26 protein-coding genes and 3 tRNA genes are annotated in these 21,481 nt (G+C 36.1%); 14 read left to right on the top strand and 15 right to left on the bottom strand.

All coding sequences use genetic code 11. From position 1 onward, the window contains the following. Nucleotides 1-16: 16 nt before the first annotated feature. From CP355_RS03255 to yycF, 4 genes are all read right to left on the bottom strand, one after another. Nucleotides 17-841: a two-component system regulatory protein YycI gene (locus CP355_RS03255; protein ID WP_025005628.1), complete on the bottom strand. Its 825-nt coding sequence runs from the start codon at nucleotides 839-841 to the stop codon at nucleotides 17-19. Nucleotides 842-843: 2 nt separating this feature from the next. Continuing rightward, nucleotides 844-2,193 (bottom strand): YycH family regulatory protein, encoded by a 1,350-nt coding sequence (locus CP355_RS03260; protein ID WP_199161206.1) that lies wholly within the window; start codon nucleotides 2,191-2,193, stop codon nucleotides 844-846. Next, nucleotides 2,183-4,039, bottom strand: a complete 1,857-nt coding sequence (gene walK, locus CP355_RS03265) for a cell wall metabolism sensor histidine kinase WalK (RefSeq protein ID WP_098043893.1) — start codon at nucleotides 4,037-4,039, stop codon at nucleotides 2,183-2,185. Before walK ends, CP355_RS03260 begins: the two co-directional genes overlap by 11 nt. A gap of 67 nt (nucleotides 4,040-4,106) precedes the next feature. Beyond that, nucleotides 4,107-4,823, bottom strand: a complete 717-nt coding sequence (yycF, locus tag CP355_RS03270) for a response regulator YycF (protein ID WP_056945541.1) — start codon at nucleotides 4,821-4,823, stop codon at nucleotides 4,107-4,109. Nucleotides 4,824-4,958: 135 nt separating this feature from the next. Here yycF and CP355_RS03275 point away from each other — a divergent pair. The 4 genes from CP355_RS03275 (at nucleotide 4,959) to CP355_RS03290 (ending at nucleotide 6,438) form a co-directional block, all read left to right on the top strand. After that, a tRNA-Lys gene (locus CP355_RS03275) sits at nucleotides 4,959-5,031 on the top strand. A gap of 120 nt (nucleotides 5,032-5,151) precedes the next feature. Beyond that, nucleotides 5,152-5,373: a hypothetical protein gene (locus CP355_RS03280; RefSeq protein ID WP_025005631.1), complete on the top strand. Its 222-nt coding sequence runs from the start codon at nucleotides 5,152-5,154 to the stop codon at nucleotides 5,371-5,373. 141 nt (nucleotides 5,374-5,514) lie between these two features. Beyond that, nucleotides 5,515-5,587, top strand: a tRNA-Lys gene (locus CP355_RS03285). Nucleotides 5,588-5,757: 170 nt separating this feature from the next. Next, nucleotides 5,758-6,438 carry an SLAP domain-containing protein gene (locus CP355_RS03290; protein ID WP_087363442.1) on the top strand — a complete coding sequence of 227 codons (681 nt, stop codon included), beginning with the start codon at nucleotides 5,758-5,760 and terminating at the stop codon, nucleotides 6,436-6,438. A gap of 50 nt (nucleotides 6,439-6,488) precedes the next feature. On the opposite strand, the gene CP355_RS03295 is transcribed toward CP355_RS03290, so the two are convergent. From CP355_RS03295 to CP355_RS03300, 3 genes are read right to left on the bottom strand one after another with little or no spacing between them, the layout of a single operon-like run. Next, nucleotides 6,489-7,349 (bottom strand): helveticin J family class III bacteriocin, encoded by an 861-nt coding sequence (locus tag CP355_RS03295; protein WP_233186978.1) that lies wholly within the window; start codon nucleotides 7,347-7,349, stop codon nucleotides 6,489-6,491. Nucleotides 7,350-7,406: 57 nt separating this feature from the next. Then, on the bottom strand, nucleotides 7,407-7,517 hold the full coding sequence (locus tag CP355_RS10490; RefSeq protein WP_233186979.1) for a class III bacteriocin: 111 nt from the start codon (nucleotides 7,515-7,517) through the stop codon (nucleotides 7,407-7,409). Between the two features lie 19 nt (nucleotides 7,518-7,536). Beyond that, nucleotides 7,537-7,860 (bottom strand): hypothetical protein, encoded by a 324-nt coding sequence (locus CP355_RS03300; protein ID WP_003628386.1) that lies wholly within the window; start codon nucleotides 7,858-7,860, stop codon nucleotides 7,537-7,539. Between the two features lie 300 nt (nucleotides 7,861-8,160). Between CP355_RS03300 and CP355_RS03305 the strand changes: the two genes are divergently transcribed. Further along, nucleotides 8,161-8,514, top strand: coding sequence for a helix-turn-helix transcriptional regulator (locus CP355_RS03305; protein WP_013436925.1), 354 nt, complete (start codon nucleotides 8,161-8,163; stop codon nucleotides 8,512-8,514). Further along, a complete protein-coding gene (locus CP355_RS10495; RefSeq protein WP_233186980.1) occupies nucleotides 8,511-8,741 on the top strand; it encodes a M48 family metalloprotease in 231 nt (76 codons plus the stop codon). The genes CP355_RS03305 and CP355_RS10495 overlap by 4 nt, the downstream gene beginning before the upstream one ends. 263 nt (nucleotides 8,742-9,004) lie before the next feature. Here the strand turns inward: CP355_RS10495 and CP355_RS03315 are convergent, their stop codons facing one another. Then, nucleotides 9,005-10,198 (bottom strand): SLAP domain-containing protein, encoded by a 1,194-nt coding sequence (locus tag CP355_RS03315; RefSeq protein WP_098043894.1) that lies wholly within the window; start codon nucleotides 10,196-10,198, stop codon nucleotides 9,005-9,007. 215 nt (nucleotides 10,199-10,413) lie between these two features. Then, nucleotides 10,414-11,085: a hypothetical protein gene (locus CP355_RS03320; RefSeq protein WP_098043886.1), complete on the bottom strand. Its 672-nt coding sequence runs from the start codon at nucleotides 11,083-11,085 to the stop codon at nucleotides 10,414-10,416. Between the two features lie 127 nt (nucleotides 11,086-11,212). On the opposite strand from CP355_RS03320, the gene CP355_RS03325 reads away from it, so the two are divergent. Further along, entirely contained in the window at nucleotides 11,213-11,971 is a 759-nt protein-coding gene (locus tag CP355_RS03325) for a 1-acyl-sn-glycerol-3-phosphate acyltransferase (protein WP_098037055.1), read from the top strand. Nucleotides 11,972-12,030: 59 nt separating this feature from the next. Here the strand turns inward: CP355_RS03325 and CP355_RS03330 are convergent, their stop codons facing one another. The 4 genes from CP355_RS03330 to CP355_RS03345 all read right to left on the bottom strand — a co-directional run bounded on the left by CP355_RS03330 (nucleotide 12,031) and on the right by CP355_RS03345 (nucleotide 14,003). Beyond that, nucleotides 12,031-12,744 (bottom strand): hypothetical protein, encoded by a 714-nt coding sequence (locus CP355_RS03330; protein ID WP_098037054.1) that lies wholly within the window; start codon nucleotides 12,742-12,744, stop codon nucleotides 12,031-12,033. A 62-nt stretch (nucleotides 12,745-12,806) separates the two neighbouring features. Further along, the gene (locus CP355_RS03335) at nucleotides 12,807-13,055 is read right to left on the bottom strand and encodes a sodium:proton antiporter (protein ID WP_233185839.1); all 249 of its coding nucleotides are present in this window, start codon (nucleotides 13,053-13,055) and stop codon (nucleotides 12,807-12,809) included. A gap of 415 nt (nucleotides 13,056-13,470) precedes the next feature. After that, on the bottom strand, nucleotides 13,471-13,719 hold the full coding sequence (locus CP355_RS03340; protein ID WP_098043887.1) for a hypothetical protein: 249 nt from the start codon (nucleotides 13,717-13,719) through the stop codon (nucleotides 13,471-13,473). Nucleotides 13,720-13,730: 11 nt separating this feature from the next. Next, nucleotides 13,731-14,003: a helix-turn-helix domain-containing protein gene (locus CP355_RS03345; protein ID WP_158227430.1), complete on the bottom strand. Its 273-nt coding sequence runs from the start codon at nucleotides 14,001-14,003 to the stop codon at nucleotides 13,731-13,733. Between the two features lie 95 nt (nucleotides 14,004-14,098). On the opposite strand from CP355_RS03345, the gene CP355_RS03350 reads away from it, so the two are divergent. From CP355_RS03350 to CP355_RS03380, 7 genes are all read left to right on the top strand, one after another. Further along, nucleotides 14,099-14,935: a glycosyltransferase gene (locus tag CP355_RS03350; protein WP_098043889.1), complete on the top strand. Its 837-nt coding sequence runs from the start codon at nucleotides 14,099-14,101 to the stop codon at nucleotides 14,933-14,935. Between the two features lie 17 nt (nucleotides 14,936-14,952). After that, nucleotides 14,953-15,909: a glycosyltransferase family 8 protein gene (locus CP355_RS03355; protein WP_098043890.1), complete on the top strand. Its 957-nt coding sequence runs from the start codon at nucleotides 14,953-14,955 to the stop codon at nucleotides 15,907-15,909. Nucleotides 15,910-15,920: 11 nt separating this feature from the next. Further along, the gene (locus tag CP355_RS03360) at nucleotides 15,921-16,868 is read left to right on the top strand and encodes a glycosyltransferase family 8 protein (protein WP_087236501.1); all 948 of its coding nucleotides are present in this window, start codon (nucleotides 15,921-15,923) and stop codon (nucleotides 16,866-16,868) included. Then, the gene (locus CP355_RS03365) at nucleotides 16,865-17,734 is read left to right on the top strand and encodes a lysophospholipid acyltransferase family protein (RefSeq protein WP_087176765.1); all 870 of its coding nucleotides are present in this window, start codon (nucleotides 16,865-16,867) and stop codon (nucleotides 17,732-17,734) included. Before CP355_RS03360 ends, CP355_RS03365 begins: the two co-directional genes overlap by 4 nt. A gap of 91 nt (nucleotides 17,735-17,825) precedes the next feature. Beyond that, nucleotides 17,826-18,044, top strand: coding sequence for a cytochrome b5 domain-containing protein (locus CP355_RS03370; RefSeq protein ID WP_056945469.1), 219 nt, complete (start codon nucleotides 17,826-17,828; stop codon nucleotides 18,042-18,044). A 155-nt stretch (nucleotides 18,045-18,199) separates the two neighbouring features. Then, on the top strand, nucleotides 18,200-18,823 hold the full coding sequence (locus CP355_RS03375; RefSeq protein WP_098043891.1) for a LysR family transcriptional regulator: 624 nt from the start codon (nucleotides 18,200-18,202) through the stop codon (nucleotides 18,821-18,823). A 120-nt stretch (nucleotides 18,824-18,943) separates the two neighbouring features. Next, nucleotides 18,944-19,858 (top strand): LysR family transcriptional regulator, encoded by a 915-nt coding sequence (locus tag CP355_RS03380; protein WP_087176767.1) that lies wholly within the window; start codon nucleotides 18,944-18,946, stop codon nucleotides 19,856-19,858. Nucleotides 19,859-19,886: 28 nt separating this feature from the next. Here the strand turns inward: CP355_RS03380 and brnQ are convergent, their stop codons facing one another. After that, a complete protein-coding gene (brnQ, locus tag CP355_RS03385) occupies nucleotides 19,887-21,245 on the bottom strand; it encodes a branched-chain amino acid transport system II carrier protein (protein WP_098043895.1) in 1,359 nt (452 codons plus the stop codon). Nucleotides 21,246-21,342: 97 nt separating this feature from the next. Further along, nucleotides 21,343-21,415, bottom strand: a tRNA-Asn gene (locus CP355_RS03390). Between the last annotated feature and the right edge of the window lie 66 nt (nucleotides 21,416-21,481).

The following is a 21,481-nucleotide window of genomic DNA, read 5'->3' on the forward strand; positions in this document are numbered from 1 at the left end:
CTTTGTCTTTACCTCTCTACTTTTCAACGTTATACGTAGTCGACTGGAGCATTTGCGCCGTATATGCGTTAACTCGCTTTAACGTAATATTCTTAGTGGTCTTGTTTTCTATCCAGACTAACCAAGTCGGTAACAAAATCGTACTGCCACGAACTTCAGTCAACTTAGAATAGCCCAACTTAATTTGCGTTACCTTCGAATTGTTAGTCAACTCTCGATTAGTATACATCGCACGCACTGCACGCACTGCACTGATCGTTGACTGCAATTCTCTTACTGGACTAGCTGGACCCATGTAAGATTCCGCATAATTGATAATCTGATGATCCTTGACCGCGATGCTCAATTGAGCTGAACCAGCATAAATCTCGCCATAGTCAGTTGTTTGTACAAAAACATAATTGTCTTCGCTGGACATATCTGGCTCATACTTGAATTCTTTTCCATAAGGGACATTCTTAGGATCATTCTTGAATTTATTTACTTGTTCCAGTGCCTTTTTAGGATTTTTATCCAAGAGCGTTGTCATCTTAGGTGCAGCGTAAAGAACATTTTCGTCTTTAGAATAGCGTACGTTAACATTGGTCAAAGCATCTATTTTATTGGAAAGATAATTACGGTTTTTGGTTGCTAAATAATAGCCTGAGGCAGGTGCATTAGAAAGTTTATCTGGCAAATCAATATTATCTGACTTCATTTCTGAACGAATGCTGGCCACGCTGCGAGTGGTTGTATCTGCTCCGCTCAAATTGACGGGTGAACGTAGAATCTCAATCCCCAAATAGATATCGATCAATAAGAAAACAATGAAAAACAGCCATTCTATTCGTTTATGGTCCATTTTTATTTCACCTCATTAGTTTTAACTGTCTCCCCAGGTTTACGGTAAGGAGCTACATTCTTCTTTTCCCACTCGTCAACACTCTTCCACTCATCGTAAGCCTTTACGTAATAAGTTGGAATTAAGTTAATCAAGCTATGGTGACTAGAATCCTTTTCTGTCTTGAAACCTACAATAATTCGTTGAATATCAGATTGCTTAAGACCATGCGCACCTAGTTCACTCACTACCTCAGCAGTCGGCTTTAACTCTTGAGTTTGACCATCAAAAGGAATCGGAATTTGGAAATTGACACTGTTGAAGGCAACGTTAATTGAATCATATGAAAAAGTAGTTTTAACCTGCAAATCATGCTGGTTCAAGAAAACAGGAATCCCTTCAATATAGTTGACATAGCCCACATTAGAGCCATCCGCGTCAAAGAATCGCAGATCTTGTTCGGTTAATCCCAATTGGTGCACGTAGTACACGCTATCAAGCAGACGGTTAGTTGCATTCGGAATCTTATTCTTTTCAAAATGAGTATACAAGTAATTATGCTCACCTGATTCAGGATCTGGCACCTTTAATCTGGTGTAATAGTTGAGAGAATAGATGGTTTGTCCACTCTTATTAGTCTTGCTAGTTACTCCAGAAGTTCCCAATAAGCGAGAAACGAAGTAAGAATAAGACTGGTTATTAGTCAAATAGCTGTAAACCTGGCTATTGGTTGTTCGACTATAGAATGGTGAATAACCTTCCTGCAATTTAACCAAGTGTACTGGACTCTTAGTTTTGGCATTACGAGCAAATTTACGCAACTTATCAAAGTTAGCGCCCTTGATCTTAATGCGGTAAATCGCACTAGTTTGATCATTGCCTAAATAAATAAGATTATTAGAACGGGAGACAAAGAAGCGATTAAATTCTCGATTATCGTTATTAGAATTGTTCAAACGATTGAACAAAGAAAAAGTGATTTCATCAGGATAAACTAATTGCAAATAAGCATCATCATTCAAATATTCTTCGTACTTAGCGCGAGACTTAACAATTTTCTTTACATCGCTAACTGCCTTGGCTTTTTGAATTTCCTTGGTAAATTCCAAAGTTAAATTATTTTTTGAATCATACAACTGGCATAATCTGCCGTCTACAAAACCGTATGAAGTAGTTGGAATGTACAGATCATATAATGATTTGGCACTATGGCTACGAGCCTGCTCTTTTGTAGTATTATTCTGATTTTGACCAATATTGCTGAAACGCTGGTCACTCGTCATGATAAAAATCCATAAAACAATGGAAAGAACAATGGCGAGCAGGGTAGCTAAACCTAAGAAAAATTCACCGAATTTAAATTTAAACTTCATCCCAGTCATCCTCCTCTGTCATTGGTTCATAAGGCAAAGAAATATAGAAGGTAGAGCCCTTGCCCTCGCTACTATCAGCCCAAATTCGACCATGATGAGCTTCCACAATTTCTTTAGCAATGGCTAAACCTAACCCGGTTCCGCCTTGAGCACGTGAACGAGCCTTATCTACACGATAGAATCTATCGAAGATCTTACCTAAGTCCTTTCTAGGAATACCTAATCCTTGATCAGAAATACTCAAGATAACGTGACCTTGACTATGAGTTAAGCGAACGGTAATCACACCACCATCAGGTGAATATTTAATCGCATTATTCATAATGTTGTCGATCACCTGCATCATCTTGTCAGTGTCAATCTCTACCCAAAGGGCCTGATTGCCTAACTCACGTTTGATAGTGTATTTCTTTTTGTGGCCCTTATTTTTATCGGTTTTCACAATCATATCAAACCGGTTCAAAATATGGTTTACAAAGTCATTCAAGTTAACGAATTCCAGATCCATCTTTGAAACGCCACGGTCCATTCTGGACAGGCTAAGTAAGTCGTTAATCATTCTGATCATTCGACTTGTTTCTTGCTGAGTGACTTCCAAGAATTTAGGCGCAATTTCAGGATCTTTCCATGCACCTTCATTTAAAGCTTCAATGTAGGCTTGCAAACTTGTTAAAGGTGTTCTTAACTCGTGAGAGACGTTGGAAACAAATTGTCTTTGTGAATTTTCATTCTTTTGTTGTTCCGTGACATCATGAAGAACGCAAACACTACCTGATACGAAACCTGTTACACGCTTAATTAATGAAAAACTAGCATGCAAAATAATTTCATCACGCGTACCCGGATCAAGAGTAACAACGATTTCCTTTTGGCTAGAAATCAAATCTTGTGACGATGTATCTTTCAAACCTAAAACTTCTGCTATTGGCTTATTAATGATCTCATCTTCGTTCGCATTCAAATATCTAAGTGCCATGTGGTTAACGACGCTGACGTTGCCGTGACGGTCGGTAGCAAGCACCCCATCACTCATGTGCGACAGCACGCTATCTAGCCTACGTCTTTCACTATCTGATTCTTCTTGCGATTGTTCAATTCGAACGGACAAAGTATTAAAGGCTTTGGCCAATTGTCCCAACTCATCGTTTGAGTAGATTTTTACCTGACTAGAATAATCACCGTTGGCAATATGCAGGGCCTGTTTTTGCATTTCCTCAATCGGCTGAGTAATTGCGCGGGAAATAACTAGTGCTAAAAATGCTCCAAGTAGTGCCGCAATTAATGAAGCAATCAAGAATGTTAAGGAAATCTGCCGCAGATTATCGAAGACATCCTGCATGCTGGCCTTAACATAAATTGCACCAACATTGTTGTTCGAACCGTTGCCACTAGTTAAAGGCGAGATCTGAATCATGTAATTGCCATGATCATCAACCACCTTATTAATCTGGTGCCCGGTTGAAATTACTTGCTTAACATCAGTATTGTTAATTCGCTGACCAATCTTGCTTTTATCGTTCAAATTAGAGACCGCACGAATAGTATCTTTATTATCAACAACGATAATTTCACTAATCGAGTCATTGTTATAATCATTGACGATTTGATTCAAGCGATCATTGGCATTTTTGCTATCGCTGGCTAGTTGATTGGCCAACTGATTGCTTACGATCGTCTGAATCTGAATCGATGATTGAAAGTTTTCAATACTATTTTGTTCTAATTGCCTGGTAAAATAAGCTCCAATTACTTCAATTGTTGCTAGCAGCATCAACATAAACACAATCGCTAGCTTAGTATTAATTGAATTAAATGTAGCGTTTAATTTCTCTCTGAGTTTTTTCATCATTCATTCAACATTTTTAACATAAAAAAGAAAGTCACTTACCTTTTCAGTTTTGTGACTTTCTTCATTAACCTTCACTTGGCTGTTTTACGTAATATCCTACACCACGACGAGTAACCAAAACCTGAGGTTGAATTGGATTGTCTTCAATCTTTTCTCTCAAGCGGTGAACAGTTACGTCGACTGTACGCACATCGCCAAAGTAGTCATAGCCCCACACAGTTTGTAAAAGGTGTTCACGAGTCATAACTTGCCCCATATGTTGAGCTAAGTAGTAAAGAAGCTCAAATTCACGGTGAGTAAGTTCAATCTTTTGACCATCTTTTTCAACAATATAAGCATCTGGCATGATAACCAAGTTACCGATCTTAATATTCTTATCTGTATCATCTTGGCTGGCTGCTTCTGCCTTCTTAACGATGTCACGACGGCGCAAGTTAGCCTTAACGCGGGCAACTAATTCTCTATTAGAGAAAGGCTTAGTGACGTAGTCATCAGCACCCATTTCTAGACCAAGTACTTTATCAATTTCAGTATCTTTAGCTGTTACCATGATAATTGGCATATCGTGCGTTTGACGAACTTCACGAGCAACCTCGAGTCCATCTTTCTTTGGTAACATTAAATCCAGGATCATTAAGTCTGGATCGTATTCGTCAACTTTCTTAACAGCTTCTTCGCCATCATAGGCGGTGTCGACATCAAAGCCTTCCTTAGTTAAATTAAATTTAATGATATCAGAAATCGGCTTTTCATCGTCGACGACGAGAATCTTTTTTGGCATCGGGAATGCCTCCTTTGCCCTTACATTATACTGGATTTTGCGGTTTTAGCCAAAAAAATCGAAAAAATTTAAAAAAAGTCTTGCATTTTTTGCCAGTTAATTGCATAATAATATCTGTTGATTGATTCAGCACATGGGTGGCTAGCTCAGCTGGCAGAGCAACGGACTCTTAATCCGTGGGTCCAGGGTTCGATCCCCTGGCCACCCATAACATATTAGTTAGAGATAGGACTTTAATCCTATCTCTTTTTTTGATCTTCTAATTGGATTTAAGGCTGCCGATCTTGGTAAAATATAGATAAGATATTTTGACTAAGGGGGCTTTACTATGAACGAAGCTGTATTTTTCAATCCGGGGGATGCGATTGCATCTTCCCATGACTTCAAGGAAGCACGCAGAAGTGCACAAATTATTAAGGCAGAACGTCCAACGGGCCGCCAGATTGTAATTGCTAAAAATGATAAGAGTGGTATCTATGCTGTCTACTATGCAGACAAGATGCAGGAAGATCAGACTGGCACTGCATATCACATTGAAGATAAGCTTTAAGATTGATCGGTCAAATGGCCGATTTTTTGTTTTTTTATGTTTTTGAGCAATTATTTTGACTTTTTTTAAAAAAGTACTTGTCAAAAGCAAAATCTACTGGTAATATATTTAACTGTCAGCGAGAGAGCTGATAAAAAATATGGGTGGCTAGCTCAGCTGGCAGAGCAACGGACTCTTAATCCGTGGGTCCAGGGTTCGATCCCCTGGCCACCCATAATATGGAAATGGCACTGCAAGAAGGCGGTGCTTTTTTTGTGCTTAAAATTAGATATGTGAAAAAGGCGGCTTGATGGCCATCTTTTTGGGATCAGTGTGAATTATTGTACCCCCCAATTTATGTGCTTTAATATGGTTAACATTCGAATATTGATGAGGTGTTAACACATGAAAAAGAATAAAACAATATTTACTGTTCTGATCGCTGTCTTTTTAGGCATCGTTTCACTAGGCATGAATTCCAGCCCAGTTAAGGCAGCCAATAATGTGAAGCTGTATTTAAACAGTAACTCCTATGTATACAACAACAAAGGCCAACGTTTACGTGGTAAAAACAATTACATCAAGAAGAATAAGGCTGTTACTGCTCCAGGAAAATTGCTAAAAACAAATTCTGTGAAGAGATATTACGTGCAAGTACGACAAGATTTACAATCAAGTCCTGATTTTAAAGTTGATTTATATTATCTTCCATATAAAGTTATTAAATCTCAACCATACTACAAGTTGAACAATAATAAATATATCAAATGTTGTAATATCAAAAGAATAAACCAAAAAACTGTTTTTACTAATCAAGCAACTGTAATAGTTGGAAAGCCATTACCACCAGATAAAAATGTATATGCTATGAACCCATCTGGTAAATTTACCAAGAAGATCTTAAAAAGAGGACAAAAATTAGTAGTCGATGAAGCCAATATTTTAAATGGCTCACTTTATTCTTCTTATCATATTAAAAACACGCAATACTGGATTTACTCTGGAAATGTAGTTAAAAAGCCAAAAATGCCATTTTCAGCTCATCCAACAAAATCATTTATCAACATGCAAAGAACGCAATATTAAAAAAAGACCAATATGTTTAAGCATTGAACATATTGGTCTTTTTTTATTAACTACCAATTAATCTTAAAAATTTTGTTCTTTCGAGTTGTATAATCTGAACTATCATGGTAGGCAACAGTCAGATAAAGATCATTTTCACTATTAACTTGAATACCTTCAAATTCTGTAGCATATCCCGATTCATTTAATTTAAAACTATTATCTAAACGAATTATATCCCATTCAGAAGCTTCAGTAGCTTCCCATGGAATTTTGACTATTTTTCTAGGTTTAGAATAAATATCTGTTTGATCTGGATGTGCCTCACTTGAAATATAAATATTCAGGTTATCATCAATATCATATCCTTGTAATGATGTAATTTCTTTTACTAGACCTTTAATTTTAAATGCTTTCAAGCACTGATCAGCTAATGCGTCTGTCTTCAAATTTACATCACCTGTACCAACTCTATCTAAAGCATTGTTAACATCTTCCAAATTATAAAGTGAAAAATATCCTGTGTCACTTTTATCTACAGTAACAATTAAAAAATAACTATAATTTGGAGATGGAGATACGGCTGCTTCAGATCTAACCAAGTCATTACCACTATATGCTAATCCAAATTTCCTACCAGCTTGATTTAAATTGGAAATGCGAGGTAATTGCGTGTTGAATTTATATTCAGCTTTACTGAACTTTACTCTAGCAATTTGAGTATCCCAATAAATTGAAGAATGATCAGGATCTTTTTTAGGCTTAGTACCGATAAACCATTCACTTGCTCCACTATAAGAATCTGTCCGATTAGCATATTCCCAAGTTTGAGTATGACCACCAGCTGCTTGCAAAGTTTTATTAGCAGGAACAGAATGAATCCCATCTAAATACAATCGCTCAACATTACTATTCTTGCCTTTTCCTTTCACAAAATCTCTCCCATGACGAGCACGATATACTACCGCATCTGTACCCTGTTTTAGTAATTAAAGAGCATAATTGTAGGTCTTTCCAACATTACCCTTTTGAACTACAACCTCATGTAAGCCATTCAACTCATACATTTTCTCTATATTCGCATTTGTAATATCAACCATAATAAAACCTCCAAAAAATCTACTTATCCTGAGTCTCGTGCAAGTCATTCATTTGCTTTGCAACCTCCGCAAAAATGTCCTGCACTTCTTGTTCACTCAACTTAAAGCCCTTAGCTTGCAAGCCATCAACTACTGCATTGCCAACTCGATTGATCTTCTTTTCATCAGATAAATTCTCTTGGTCATACATGTTGATGTAGCTTTTCATTAGATTGCTTGTAACAATACGCAATCTTTCTAGCCTTTTGTTCTTAAAGTGAACATGACTCAAGATACCAACACTTACAACACTAATAACCCAAAACGCTAGAGCTATTAGTTCAACGTAATCATGAATATCCATGATTTCTTCTTCACCTCTCTTTTTCCTTATTGCACAGTCATTGGCACCACCTCTTTGAATAAAATTTATCAACTAGATACTAATATTCATTGACTTATATTAGTATTTATACTAATATAATGGTATAAGAAATAACCTTAAGCACATGATTCCTTACTTACACACGTGTTTCTAGGCTTTTTCTTATTTCTTTCATATCTCGTTGACAGTTCTTATGCCGCGTCTAAAGACTAATATTGTAAATACATTTTTAGTAAAAATACCTATTTAATAATTTAAAATATTCGGAGAATGCTTGCCATGATTGAATTAGAGCGTACTAAAGAATTAGCAAAAAAATATAAAATGAACTTACGTGAAGTGAATGACAAGGCTGGATTAGGTACTAATTCTATCTATAATTGGAAAAATAAGAGGCCTGGTGGTGATGCCTTAGAGGCCGTAGCTGAAGTATTAAATACTTCAATCGATTACCTAAAAGGTAAAACTGATGATCCTACCCCTATACCTGCAAAAGGACAACCAACTTCTATTCCACTAGACGAAGAAAAGCCTTATTCATATCATGGTTACAACGTTCCTGAGAGATATCTCAATATGATTCGAGGATTAATGGAAGATGACATTAAGGAAGGTCGTGCAGACAAGAAATGAGAAACTTAGGCAAAGAAGAGTTAATTGAGTACTTACTCAATTATGCTTTTAAGCAAAGTCTTTCATACATCTTGGTTAAAGGAGAGACATATGACCCAGCACTTTCATTTAAGAATGCTCATAAAATGGTAATCAATACTAATTGGCACACTTCTAATGAATTGCCTTTTATCATTGGTCACGAAATTGGTCACTTAATGTTAGGTGATTCAGGTATTGCTTATTAGCCTAGCTTTTCAGGACAAAACTCGGAAGAAGAGGAAGCAGATCTATTTTCTCTTAAGATTATTTACGACTATTCCTGCAAAAATGGTGACTACATTCAAGAACCAGGAACCTTTATGCAGAACTATGGCATCCCCGAAAGAATGACCGCTGCAACCAAGCAACTTTTTAAAGACAATGACGATCTAATGTAACAAAAAACTGATGCTCCTAGCTTCATAGCTTAGATGCATCAGTTTTTTAGTTTTAAAATCTATTTTTAATTTTACTTTTTCGCAGCATCCTCTGCTTCAGCTTCTGTGTTCGATGGAGTTAATTTCAAACCATTTGGATCAACTTTAACTTCACTTGCTTTTATGTATGCATTTTTAATTGGAACACGATCGGAAACATAGTCGCCATTGTTTGTTAAGCGATAAACGCTTCTATATTCACCATTCAAATGTAAACGATAGAATAGTTCAGCCTTATTTTCCTTGGCTACCCAAATGTATGATAAGCTATCAACTCTCCATACCAAATCGTTCTTCTTAATTCTAATATTTTGAGAAGTACCATCTGCATTGTAGACTTCAACTGGTTGATCCATAGTAATTAATGATTTGTCTGTTTTGTTATAACTCTGAACTGATAATTGCTTAGCAGCTTGAACATCATTATTATAAATCCAATAATCTGTTCCCTTAATATGATAAATTGCTAGCTCATTATCGTCATCACCGTCTTGCCCAGTACCAGCACGTGTCCCTTGTTCTAAACGGTCTACTACAAACTTATCACCTTTTTTAACACGTTTATTAGTACGTTGAACTTCAATCTTGCCAGGCACTTCTGTAAATAGATAAGTATATGGAGTAGTTACCGTTACAGTGGTTTCATCTTTACCAACTGGTTGGGTATTATTGGTTGTGGTGTTTGACGAATTATTAGAACTTGTTGAAGTATTAGTTCCGATAACTGGACCTAAGTTAGCAGTTCTAACATATTGCTTTCTTGGTCCGCCTACCTTGAAGTAGTGCTTGCCATTCTTAAAAGTGTAGTAGCCACCATAAGTAGTTACTATTTCGCCTTTGTATAACTTCCATTTCTTACTGCTTGCAGTCATACCGTAAGGTGTTCTTTGAGTGGAAGTACGGTAAATATAAGCATTGTGGGTTACTCTACGCCTTACACCATCAATGTTAGTTACTCTAACGTATTGATCTTTGCCTGAAATTTTGTAATATTGATTTCCTTTAATAGTTATAGGGGTTGGGTCAACATAAATTGAGCCATAGGTAATATATTTTTGACCTGTTGAATTGCCATCTTTATCATAAGCAATTGAATTATGCATAACTGTCTTTCTGACAGAATTATCTGCAGCTTGAACTGTGTGAGCCTGTGAGCTAAGTGGAAGCACTGGGCTTACAGCCATTAATGCTGCAACTGAAGCCAAGATAAGTTTATTCTTCTTCATTTTAATCATCTTTCTGTTAATATCTCGCTGATACTTCTATTATCTCCCCCCCAATTTTTAAGTCAATCAATATGGACATAAATGAAAATGGACTATAATTGTATTAACATTCAATACATTAAACTCCATTTAAAGAGAAACAAAAAACTGATGCTCCTAGCTTCATAACTTAGATGCATCAGTTTTTCTATCTTCTTTTAACGTATTTTTTCACTTTAAAGGCCAAATAAAAGTAAATTGTCGCCTTCAACGCCAATATTGTTATCTTTCTTAAGTTGCTTCAAAGAATTTACCACAAATTTCTTCTGACTACCCTTAAGCTTATTAGCAGCCTTCATCGCTGCATTAAAGTCGCGTTTATTTTGTTTATTCTTTAGACTAATAATGTTCTTATCAGCGCTTCTATTAGCAATTCTCTTCAATGGATTTACTACTCCACGCATCCCCTTGCTGTTGAAGTAATAATATTGAAGCATTGCTTGCGTAGTCCAGCAGCTGTACTTCTTATCCTTAGAAACTACTAAGTATAATGGAGCACCACTAATTTTGCCGTGGAATCTTACTACCTTTTCAACTCTAAATTTAACGTTTTGGACCTTAGCTGGACTAATTGTCTTGCCCTTGAAGGTTTCATAATGCGTTAAAGCATATTTGTAGTTGCTTTTACCTACATAAATAGGATCTGCATCCTTAGAATTTTTAATTCTTAAAACATAGCCTTGTTTAGTTAACTTAGGGTCATTTTCAATTACGGCCTTCGGATTAACATTTGTGGTTTTAGGTGCATTGCTAGCAGTACTTGCAGCTTGAACAGTAGCAGGCGCAACGCCTAAGAGAAGTCCCGCAATAACAGCAGAAGAAAACAACATTTTTTTGTTAAGTTTCATACTCAATTACCCCTTTATTCATGAATTCAGGAATATTATTGCACAAAAATTTTTGCCTGATGCATCGATTTTTCGCTTAATATTTTTCATGATAAGATTAATTTATAACTATCTTGAAAGAACACGAATGAAACGAATTTACTATTATCACAAAACTACCGATGACGTGGTCGACAGCCACGATCAAAATTTTAGCTTACCAGATGACTACGTAATTTTGCCCAATTCTCGTGGGGCCAAAATCTGGTCCGCCATTGCTCGTCGCCTCGCTGCAGGCTTTGGCTGGCTCGTCTTCCGCTTTTTCGACAACGTTAAGGTAATTGGCAAAGAAAAACTAAAGCAAGTCGACGGCGGCTATTTCATCTATGGTAATCACACCAGACCAATGGGTGACGTTTTTACATCCCTCACCATTTTTCCTATTAAGAACTTCTACGCGATCGCAGGCCAAGCCAACTGGGGCATCCCCTTCATCGGCAAATACCTAGTGCGCTACGGTGGCCTTCCCGTTGGCAAGGATGTGAAGCAATCAATTAAATTAATCAAAGCTATCCAAACTGTGATCAAGGATAAAAAAGGTGAAGTTCTAATCTACCCAGAAGCACACGTTTGGCCATACTACACCAAAATTCGTCCATTTGATGCAACCAGCATGCACTTTCCTGTTCAACTGAACGCACCAAGTTTCGTTATGACCAAAACCTACCATAAAAGATGCTTTAGCAAGCGTCCTCGCGCCGTTATTTATATCGATGGACCATTTTACCCAGATCAAACTTTAAGCCGTAAGGAAGCGCAAAATAAGCTTCACGACGAAATTCAAAAGACATTAATTGACCGAGCTAATCTCAGCGACTATGAATATTGTCAATATATCAAAAAATAAGGTTAAGAAACGTTTTTGCTTCTTAACCTTATTAGTTTGTCTTTAAGAGTTTTAGTTACCTAATTAACGCTCCATAACAAAATGTTGTCTTTCTTTTCCATCATGACATTACGCAGAACACAATCTTGTTTCATTTGTTTTAAAGATCCTAAAACAAACTTGCGTTGATCACCCTTCAACTTTTTAGCAGCTTTGACTGCTAAAGCATAATCATGCTCATTTTTAGCAAGCCATTTACGATCAGTAATTTTGCCTTTAGAAGTAAACTTTTTATTTGGTCTGATAGGACTTCTTCCTTCTATTTTTTTCAATGGTTTAATCACTTTCTGAAAAGTCTTACTGTTTATAGCATAATATTGCAAGCCTGCATTTGGCGTCCAACCATTATATTTGTGATCCTTAGAGGTAACAAAATATTCTGGAGCACCACCTACGCCTTGAAAGTGCATAACCTTTTCAATCTTAAATCTAACATTCTTGATTTTCTTAGGACTAACAGTTTCGTTTCCTTTAAAATGTGGATTATTTACCATCTTGGCATAGTTGGATTTACCAACATAAATAGGTTGTGCTGAAGAATTAACATTTATAACATAGCCCCATTTACTAAGCTTAGGCGTATTTTGAATTATCATCTTAGGTGACTTTTTAGCATTTGTCGTAGTTGCATCAGAATTACTACTTGCGGCATTAACTGTAACTGGTGCCGTACCAAGTAACGTAGCAACTGAAGCTGCAGTGAATAAAGCTGTTAAAATCTTTTTTGATTTCATTGTTTTAACTCGCCTTTCTTTTTACGCCTATATTTTATATCTAAAATATTTTCATGTTAACCTTATTTTTTCGTTTTGCGTATCTGAAAATACGTAAAAATCGCAGCAACGACAGCAACAACATCTAATGGGATAAGTATAGTCATAAGAACTACAGCGCCATCTTGAAAACATGCGTATATATTAGCAACCAACATAATCAATATTGGCACTGCCACATTGAAGTAGCCCCACTTTCGCCACAGCCACGCGCGATAATTTTTATACGCTGGCGTTGCTGAAACGGCGATACCTATTATCAGCAATGCCATGCAAATCCATCCTGGAGTAGACATAATACCTTTCTATTCTTTCTATTGAGGATAATTCTAATAATATTCTTACTTCTTCACATTTTATCATAAACAGAATATTAATATAGTCAGAGAAGTTTTCTACAGAAAACTAAATCACTAATCTTTTTGCTATTTCAGTGTATCCAGCTAGTTTCAAAGAGTCCTTTATCTCTTTTGCATGTTCTTTTTGATCCTTCGATATTGCTAAATAAAATTTACCCAATAGTTTATACATTTAAAAAGCTGGAATTGGTTCTAAACTTTTGAGTAACAAGAATATTTGTTCAACTTCTTTATCCTGAAAATCATGCTTATCATCAATATTAAATAGATAATTAACACAAATCGTAGCAATCCGTATTATTTCTCCATCCGAGAAATTATTAATATTTTAATACGTTCTCAGTACAGACTGCATTAATGTTCTACGTACACTTTTATCAAAATATTTCATTGCATTGCCAAAAATACGAAGTGTGTCTCTATTCTTAGTCCAGTCATTCTGGGAAAACATTGACTGTAGAATTTCTTTCTGTGTTTTCGCATCTAATTTAGTTTTTTTCAATTCAGCCACTATTAGTAATGCATGCAATTTATATTCCATTGGAAAATTTTGCTGTAAAATTTTATCTTTTAACATCTCTGCCTTTTTTACATCAGCCTCATAAAAAGCTTGGGACATTTCTTTTTGTAATTCAGAATTGTCATTTCTAAATCCATAACTAGGAGCCACTTCATCAAAAAATGATGATAATCAATATTATTGTCGGCTAACATTTTTAATAAATCTTCAGCATAAATACGATGCTTTCCATGCTCTATCTGCGAATAATGTGATTTAGAGATAGCTATATTTTTAATCATATCTTTTTGTTTTAAATTTCTATCCTGTCGTTCTTTCCTCAAAGCTTCTGAAATTTTCATCGACTTCATCCTTCCATTCAGAAAAATGAATTCTACATGGTATCATATAGAATATACAGATTAGTAAATTCAAATACTACTAAACAGGAGTAATTATGAACATACTTTTTTGCGGGGACGAAAACGCAGAAGACGGCGTTTTAATCTCCACACTATCTTTATTAAAGAACTCTGGTGCCAAGGAACTGCACCTCTATATTTTAACCATGGAAGCTCACAGCGATGAACGCAAGTATCATCCCTTCTCTGAGCATGCCGCAGATTTTATTCGTTCTTTATTAGTTAAAGCAAAACCTAAAAATACGCTGGAGTTGATCGATTGCACCGATCTATTTATCAAGCAGCCACCTACAGCCAACATGAATACGCGTTTTACCCCTTATGCCATGTTGCGTCTATTTGCGGATGAATTACCACAGATTCCTGACCGCATTCTTTACCTAGACGACGACATCGTTATCCGCGGCGACATTACTGCTTTTTACAAGCAAAATATCAAGGGTATCGAACTCGTCGGCGTGCTCGACTATTGGGGCAGATTCTTCTTCCACAATGTCAAAACTAAGCGCGTCTTTGATTACCTAAACTCCGGTGTTTTGCTTTTGAATATGGTTAAGATCAAGCAAACTGGTCTTTTTGCCAAAGTCAGAGACATGATGCAAACCAAGAAGATGTTCTTACCTGACCAGTCAGCAATTAACAAACTTGCCGTTGCAAAACGTGTCGTACCTCGTCGTTACAACGAACAATATCGCCTGCAAAAGGATACCAAGATTCAACACTTTACCACTAGTTTTCGTTTCTGGCCCTACTTCCATACCCAAACAGTTAAGCCATGGGACGTAGCTCGTGTGCACAGCGTACTGCATCTACATGAATACGACGATATACTCAACGAATATCTCAAAATTCGCAATAACTTGAAAGAATAATACTTGGAGGAACCATTTTGAAAACTATCCCTGTTTTTTACACTATCAGTGATAACTACACACCATATGCATTTGTTTCAATTCAATCATTAATTGATCATGCTGATCCTAAGAAGGACTACACCATCACTCTTTTGGTTCAAGAAATTTCTGATGAACACAAAAAGAGCTTGGAAGACATGTCAACCGACAACATTCATGTCCACGTCTTCCACATTGACGACGACATGGTTAAGCCAATTCACAAGACTAAAGAAAACTACTTACGTGCCCAATTTTTCACCATGTCTATCTTCTATCGTCTGTTCATCCCTGAATTATTCCCACAATACGACAAGGCAGTTTACCTAGATGCTGATACCATCATTTGTGCGGATATTGCAGATTTATACGACACCGAAATCGGCGACAACATGTTTGCCAGCTGTCCTGATTTGTCTATTCGCTACATGCCACTTTTGCAAAAATATATCAAGGAATGTCAAGGCATTTTACCTGCCGAAAAGTACATCAACAACGGCGTGATCGTCTTTAACATGAAGGCATTCAGAGACAAGCATTTCGTAGACAAGTTTTATTACTTAATGGACAAATATCACTTCGACAACGTCGATCCAGATCAAGCTTACATGAACGAAATTTGCGAAGACAAGATCTACCACTTACCTAAGGAATGGGACGCAATGCCTAACGAAAGCATCCCCGAAATCGAAAATCCTAAGATCGTGCACTACAACTTATTCTTCAAACCATGGCACTTCGCCGATGTCCAATACGCCCACTACTTCTGGGATGTTGCCAAGAAGACACCATATTATGATGAATTAAAGAAACAATTAGATGATTTCACAGATGAAGATCGTCAAAGAGCACGTGCCGACCTAGAACGGATGGCTGAAAGAGTTGATACAATCGTCAAAGAGCCAAATACCTGGGCTAAAGTTAAGCAACATGAATCAGTAAAGATTGGTTAAGGAAAGCAATTATGACAGTTCCAGTTTTTTATAGCATTAGTGACGACTTCACTAAGTATGCTGCAGTATCGCTTAATTCACTGGTTAAACATGCAAATCCTGAGACAGACTACACAGTATATTTTTTAAACCAAGATTTATCTGGCCAGCATAAACAAGATTTAAGTGATCTTGGCATTCAAAATGTGCACGTTAAATTTTTCCATATTGATGATGAATTAGTTAAGCCAATTCAAAATCGCAAAGAAAATTTCCTGCGCGCTGATTTCTTTACCATGTCGATTTTTTATCGCTTGTTTATCCCGGAATTATTCCCGCAATACGACAAAGCAATTTATATCGACAGTGACACTATTGTAAATGATGACATTGCCAAACTTTACAACACCGAACTAGGCAACAACCTATTCGGTGCTTGCACCGACTCCTCTATCCAATATGTAGCCAAAATGGTGAAATACATCAAAGATGTTTTAGCGCTAGATCCAAAGAAATATATTAACTCAGGGATGCTAGTCATGAACTCTAAGGCATTCCGCGATGAGCATTTCATTAACCACTTCATGAATTTACTAGAAAGATACCACTTTGACTGTATTGCCCCAGATCAGGATTACTTAAATGAAATTGGTGAAGGAAGGATTTTGCACCTTGATCCGCGTTGGGATGCGATGCCTAATGAAAATACTAAGCCACTGAAAAATCCTGGTCTGATCCACTACAATCTTTTCTTTAAACCATGGCATTTTAAAAATGTTCAATACGAAGATTACTTCTGGCAAAGTGCTAAAGAGACTAAGTTTTATAATGAATTAAAAGCTGAACTCGATAATTATACTGACGCCGAACGCGCAGATGATCGAGAAAAACTTAATCACATGCTTTTAAAGGAAGATAAAACTGAACAAGATCCTAATAATTGGGCACGAGTGAAAGAACGAGAGGCTGTTAAACTATGATTTTTGGCGATAACCGCGAAGCTGTAATTAAAAATATTCAAAAAGCTGCCAACAAGCGAGACTTTACGGCAAAGGCAGAAATTGGCGATCCACAAATGACGCTTGATGAACGATTGAAGTTAGTTAATGACTATTGGAAAAATCGCAAATCATTTTCTAGCAAAATTAATAATCAAATTGGACACGCTATGCTTACTACTTTTGCCAAAACCTTAGCAGGTTCTACTGAATTCAAGGGATTGGAAAATTTAAACAATCTTCCTATTGGTGGAGCAATCGTAACTGCTAACCACTTTAACCAGATTGATTCTTTACCAATTAAATTATTAGCCAACAAGATGCATCATCAACTCTCAATCGTCATTGAAGATACTAACTTGATGCTGCCAGGCTTCTTCCGCTATTTAATGAACTATGTTGGAACTATCCCTCTAGTTCAAAGCGCAAGTTATATTGGCAATGTATTTCCTAAGCATTTAAGCAACGCACTAGCTAAAAACAACTGGGTATTAATTTATCCTGAACAAGAAATGTGGTGGAATTATCGTAAACCACGTAAATTGCAACGTGGCGCCTATTACTTTGCTGCAAAACAAAACGTGCCAGTTATTTCGCTCTTTATTGAGATTAGAGATTTGCCAAAAATAGAAAAGAAAGACTCTAATTTCTACGAGACTAAATATATTGTCCATGTTTTACAACCGATTTTTCCTGATGTTTCTTTAAGTGCTAATGAAAATGCGCATAAAATGATGGAACAAGATTATCAACAAAAAGTTGCCGCATACGAAAAAATTTACGGTAAGAAACTTAATTATGATTTCACAGATTGGGATATCGCAGGCTGGCGCGGCCATCTTTCATAAGAAAAATATAAGATAATTTGAAATAGTTTGTTCTAAAGTGACAACGTGTTACCGTTAATATAACGTATTTTACTTTAGAAAGGAGCTTCCTATGAAAAAATTTACCAGAGAAACTCTATCAAACTATAACGGAAAAAATGGTCGGCCTGCCTATATTGCAGTTAACGGTACCGTATATGATGTAACTAACAATTCTCAATGGACCAATGGCGAATACCATAATATTATGGCCGGCCAAGATGTTAGTTTTAACTTAACTAATACGCCAGATGTATTAGTTAATATTAATAAAGTTGGTTTATACAACTAGAAATAAATAAAAAATTTGATCAATAAAATAAATCCCCAAAAGAGAGCAGACTGTAAACATCTGCTCTCTTTTTTCTTCTCAAGTCGAATATTGTTCTTATTTAAAAAGATAATATAATAATAGTTAGTATATTATTATAAGTGAAGTGCTAAATTATGAATCTAAATCAACTTTATTACTTTAATGAATTGGTTAAACAACACCAATTTTCTAGTGCTGCAAAACGATTACATATTTCTCAGCCTAGCTTATCTAATTCAATCAAAACCTTAGAAATACATTATAATTTAATCGAACGGCGTAACGGCCGTATTGAATTAACAGAATACGGTCAAATATTCCTTGAATCAGCAGATTCCATTATCTTAACCCTCGAAAAGACAAAAAATAATATTAATCATACCAAGCAAATGAGAAATAATACTATAGAAATAGGTTGCATCCCCACTGCTAGAGAGAACTTTCTGCCTCATATTACTTCAGCATTCGAAAAAGAAAATTCTAGCACATTTCATTACATTTACCACAATGCTATTTCTAATCAAATTTGCTTAGAAGTCCAAAACGGAAATTTCGACTTAGGCGTTTGTTCAAAAACTGATAATTATTCTGATTTAAACTTTATTCCTTTATATGTTGAAAATACCGTTTTTACAGCTTCAAAATTGGCATCTAAATTAGAGCTGCCTCAAAGCACGCGAACCATCTATCTAGTCTATAGTACTAAGCATCAGTTATCTCAACCTGCTCAGCAATTAATTGATTTTATTGCAAACTAAAAAATCAGCCAAAAAGGCTGATATTTTTTTGTTCTAAATCTATACCTAATTTATAGATGAAATAGTTCTCTAGCTAATGCGTTATAATAATTTTATTATCGAAAGAAAGAAGGGATTTTCATGAATGACCCTGAGGCTTTATTACATTATCTTGATGTATTACTTAAAGAGAGCAATTTTACTAAAGCAGCCCGAGAATTATATATTTCTCAACCTTATTTGACCCAGTTAATAAAAAGAATCGAGAAAAAACTTGGTACCAAAATTATCAATCGTGACCGGACACCTTTTTCATTAACAGAAGCAGGCATGATTTATTACAAGTATTTAGAAAATATTTCTTACAGTGACCAACAATTGGATCGCGACCTTGCTCCATATACCCAACCTAACAAGGAAATCATTAAATTAGGCATTTTAGAAAGCTTAGGTTCATTTTTATTGCCTCGATTATTACCTTCATTTTTACAAAAAAATCCTAACGTGGAAATTCAGTTATTTGAAAATTCTCCACGCAAAAATGAAACAAATTTACTCAATGGTGACATTGATTGTTATATTGGACAAACACCTGAGACTATTTCCCACGATTTAGATTACCTAGTCAAAAATGGAGAACAATATTATGTAGTCATCCCTCAGAATTCGCCTTATTTCCGCTCTAACAAGTTTATTTTAGAAGCAGATGACTTAGACCTTAAGGAAGTTTTGCAGGCTCCTATGGTATTAAGTGCCTCAGAATCGGCAATTCGACATCAAGTGAATGGCTTATTTCAAAAATTTCATATTAAGCCTTGCATTGTTTTAGAAAGTAAAAGCATCATTACGGCTACAGACTTAGCATTAAGAGGAGTAGGCCTTACTATTTCTTCAGCTAGCATACTTAGCCGTATGCGTCAAACTCCAGTGAACCTACTAAAAATTGATGAAAATCTAATTTATATTAACTTCTTTATCGCAACTAAAAAAGAAGCCAAGATTTCTTCTTCTTTGCAAGAATTAATCGAAGAATTTAAAAATCTCGATTTAAGTTAAAAAGCATCTGTAAGTTTTTACCTACAGATTAACTATTTTTAGCTTTAATCTTAAATATAATAGTTCCTAGTATTAAACCGACAAGCATAGGAACTACCCAAGATAACCCTTGTCCTGCTAACGGAAGAGTATTTCTAACATGAGCAATAGCCAATCCAAACGAACTTTGACTAACTACTGGCGGCATGCTGACGATCATATCAAGAATAGCTGGAATTAGTATAAAGAATAAGCTCACCACGTACATAGTCTTATTTTTCTTAAAAATATGCACGCCCAACGATAGAATAATTACTACAATTGCAATTGGATAAAGCAGCATAAGTACCGGCTTAGACCAAGCAATAATCGTTTCCAGACCGCAATTAGCTACCAAGAAAGCAGCACCACAAGAAATCCCCAACCAATTGTGATAGCTTAATTTTGAATAATGAGCATGAAAATCTTGTGCAAAGGCTGCTACTAATCCCACAGCTGTAGTGATACAAGTTAGGATTATTAAAGCTGCTAATAGTGCTTGTCCAGCAATACCTGCATAACTTTGAACGATTTGTGAAAAGGCAATTCCTCCGTCAGCAGAAACTTTAAATCGACCTAAAGACATAGCTCCAATGATGATTAGAAATACGTAGATCAATCCTATGGCTGACATACTAAATACACCTGACTTAGCAGTAACTATTGCGACACTTTTATCTTCCTTTTTACCCATTTGCCTAATTGCGGTAATAATAGTTACTCCAAATGCCAATCCTGCCAATGCATCCATAGTGTTGTAGCCCTCTAAAAAGCCATTAATAAATGAAAGACCGCTACTACCATATGCCTTGGTTGCTGGAGCCGCATTAGGATCTCCCATCGGAAAAAGAAAAGCAATGAAAAACACTAAAAAGAGTAAGATTAAAAAGATAGGATTTAAAATCTTACCCAGAGCACTTAAAATATCACTTTCTTTATATGCAATAAGATAAGCAAAAATGAAAAATAAAGTCGTAAAAATCAATAAACCAATCTGATTAAACTGCTTTGGTACAAAAGGAGCTATTCCGACGGTATATGAAACAGTCGCCGTTCTAGGGGTACCAAATAATGGGCCAATAGTTAAATGAATCAAAGTCATGAACACTAATGCAAATTTTGCCCCAGCTGGCAAACCAATATCATACACACCATCTGAATGCGTCAATGCAATAGCTAACACCGAAAATAGCGGTAATAGCACACCCGTTACTAAAAATCCTACTGCTGCAAACGACCAATCATGTCCAGCAATTTGTCCTAAGTGAAGTGGAAAGATTAAGTTACCTGCACCAAAAAACAGAGCAAATAACATGGAACTGATTACGAAGTAATCTCTTTTAGATAACTCGCGTTCAATCTTTTCCATTTCATCCATAATATCAACTCCTAAATATTAATATTTCGACATTATCTCATAAAAAGGATAAAAAAAGAAGGAAGCTAGGCTTCCTTCTCTCTCCTTACTCCGGCTGTCAGACTCGAACTGACGACATCTTGATTAACAGTCAAGCGCTCTACCAACTGAGCTAAGCCGGAATATTAAAAAAGAGCACGGCAGCTTCCTTTCCTCGCAGGCAGTTGCCCACCAACTACTTTCGGCGT

It is taken from the genome of Lactobacillus sp. UMNPBX4, assembly GCF_002554115.1.
Lineage (GTDB): Bacteria > Bacillota > Bacilli > Lactobacillales > Lactobacillaceae > Lactobacillus > Lactobacillus gallinarum.

Excerpts from the sequence above, each read along its gene's own strand:
- CP355_RS03350 (WP_098043889.1), top strand. The coding sequence starts at position 14,099 with ATGAACATACTTTTTTGCGGGGACGAAAACGCAGAAGACGGCGTTTTA.
- CP355_RS03280 (WP_025005631.1), top strand. The coding sequence starts at position 5,152 with ATGAACGAAGCTGTATTTTTCAATCCGGGGGATGCGATTGCATCTTCC.
- CP355_RS03370 (WP_056945469.1), top strand. The coding sequence starts at position 17,826 with ATGAAAAAATTTACCAGAGAAACTCTATCAAACTATAACGGAAAAAAT.
- CP355_RS03375 (WP_098043891.1), top strand. The coding sequence starts at position 18,200 with ATGAATCTAAATCAACTTTATTACTTTAATGAATTGGTTAAACAACAC.
- CP355_RS03340 (WP_098043887.1), bottom strand. The coding sequence starts at position 13,719 with ATGTTAAAAGATAAAATTTTACAGCAAAATTTTCCAATGGAATATAAA.
- CP355_RS03300 (WP_003628386.1), bottom strand. The coding sequence starts at position 7,860 with ATGGATATTCATGATTACGTTGAACTAATAGCTCTAGCGTTTTGGGTT.
- CP355_RS03305 (WP_013436925.1), top strand. The coding sequence starts at position 8,161 with ATGATTGAATTAGAGCGTACTAAAGAATTAGCAAAAAAATATAAAATG.
- CP355_RS03325 (WP_098037055.1), top strand. The coding sequence starts at position 11,213 with ATGAAACGAATTTACTATTATCACAAAACTACCGATGACGTGGTCGAC.
- CP355_RS03255 (WP_025005628.1), bottom strand. The coding sequence starts at position 841 with ATGGACCATAAACGAATAGAATGGCTGTTTTTCATTGTTTTCTTATTG.
- brnQ (WP_098043895.1), bottom strand. The coding sequence starts at position 21,245 with ATGGAAAAGATTGAACGCGAGTTATCTAAAAGAGATTACTTCGTAATC.
- CP355_RS10495 (WP_233186980.1), top strand. The coding sequence starts at position 8,511 with ATGAGAAACTTAGGCAAAGAAGAGTTAATTGAGTACTTACTCAATTAT.
- CP355_RS03330 (WP_098037054.1), bottom strand. The coding sequence starts at position 12,744 with ATGAAATCAAAAAAGATTTTAACAGCTTTATTCACTGCAGCTTCAGTT.
- walK (WP_098043893.1), bottom strand. The coding sequence starts at position 4,039 with ATGAAAAAACTCAGAGAGAAATTAAACGCTACATTTAATTCAATTAAT.
- CP355_RS03335 (WP_233185839.1), bottom strand. The coding sequence starts at position 13,055 with ATGGCATTGCTGATAATAGGTATCGCCGTTTCAGCAACGCCAGCGTAT.
- CP355_RS03345 (WP_158227430.1), bottom strand. The coding sequence starts at position 14,003 with ATGAAAATTTCAGAAGCTTTGAGGAAAGAACGACAGGATAGAAATTTA.
- CP355_RS03365 (WP_087176765.1), top strand. The coding sequence starts at position 16,865 with ATGATTTTTGGCGATAACCGCGAAGCTGTAATTAAAAATATTCAAAAA.
- CP355_RS03290 (WP_087363442.1), top strand. The coding sequence starts at position 5,758 with ATGAAAAAGAATAAAACAATATTTACTGTTCTGATCGCTGTCTTTTTA.
- yycF (WP_056945541.1), bottom strand. The coding sequence starts at position 4,823 with ATGCCAAAAAAGATTCTCGTCGTCGACGATGAAAAGCCGATTTCTGAT.
- CP355_RS03260 (WP_199161206.1), bottom strand. The coding sequence starts at position 2,193 with ATGAAGTTTAAATTTAAATTCGGTGAATTTTTCTTAGGTTTAGCTACC.
- CP355_RS10490 (WP_233186979.1), bottom strand. The coding sequence starts at position 7,517 with ATGGTTGATATTACAAATGCGAATATAGAGAAAATGTATGAGTTGAAT.
- CP355_RS03360 (WP_087236501.1), top strand. The coding sequence starts at position 15,921 with ATGACAGTTCCAGTTTTTTATAGCATTAGTGACGACTTCACTAAGTAT.
- CP355_RS03320 (WP_098043886.1), bottom strand. The coding sequence starts at position 11,085 with ATGAAACTTAACAAAAAAATGTTGTTTTCTTCTGCTGTTATTGCGGGA.
- CP355_RS03315 (WP_098043894.1), bottom strand. The coding sequence starts at position 10,198 with ATGAAGAAGAATAAACTTATCTTGGCTTCAGTTGCAGCATTAATGGCT.
- CP355_RS03380 (WP_087176767.1), top strand. The coding sequence starts at position 18,944 with ATGAATGACCCTGAGGCTTTATTACATTATCTTGATGTATTACTTAAA.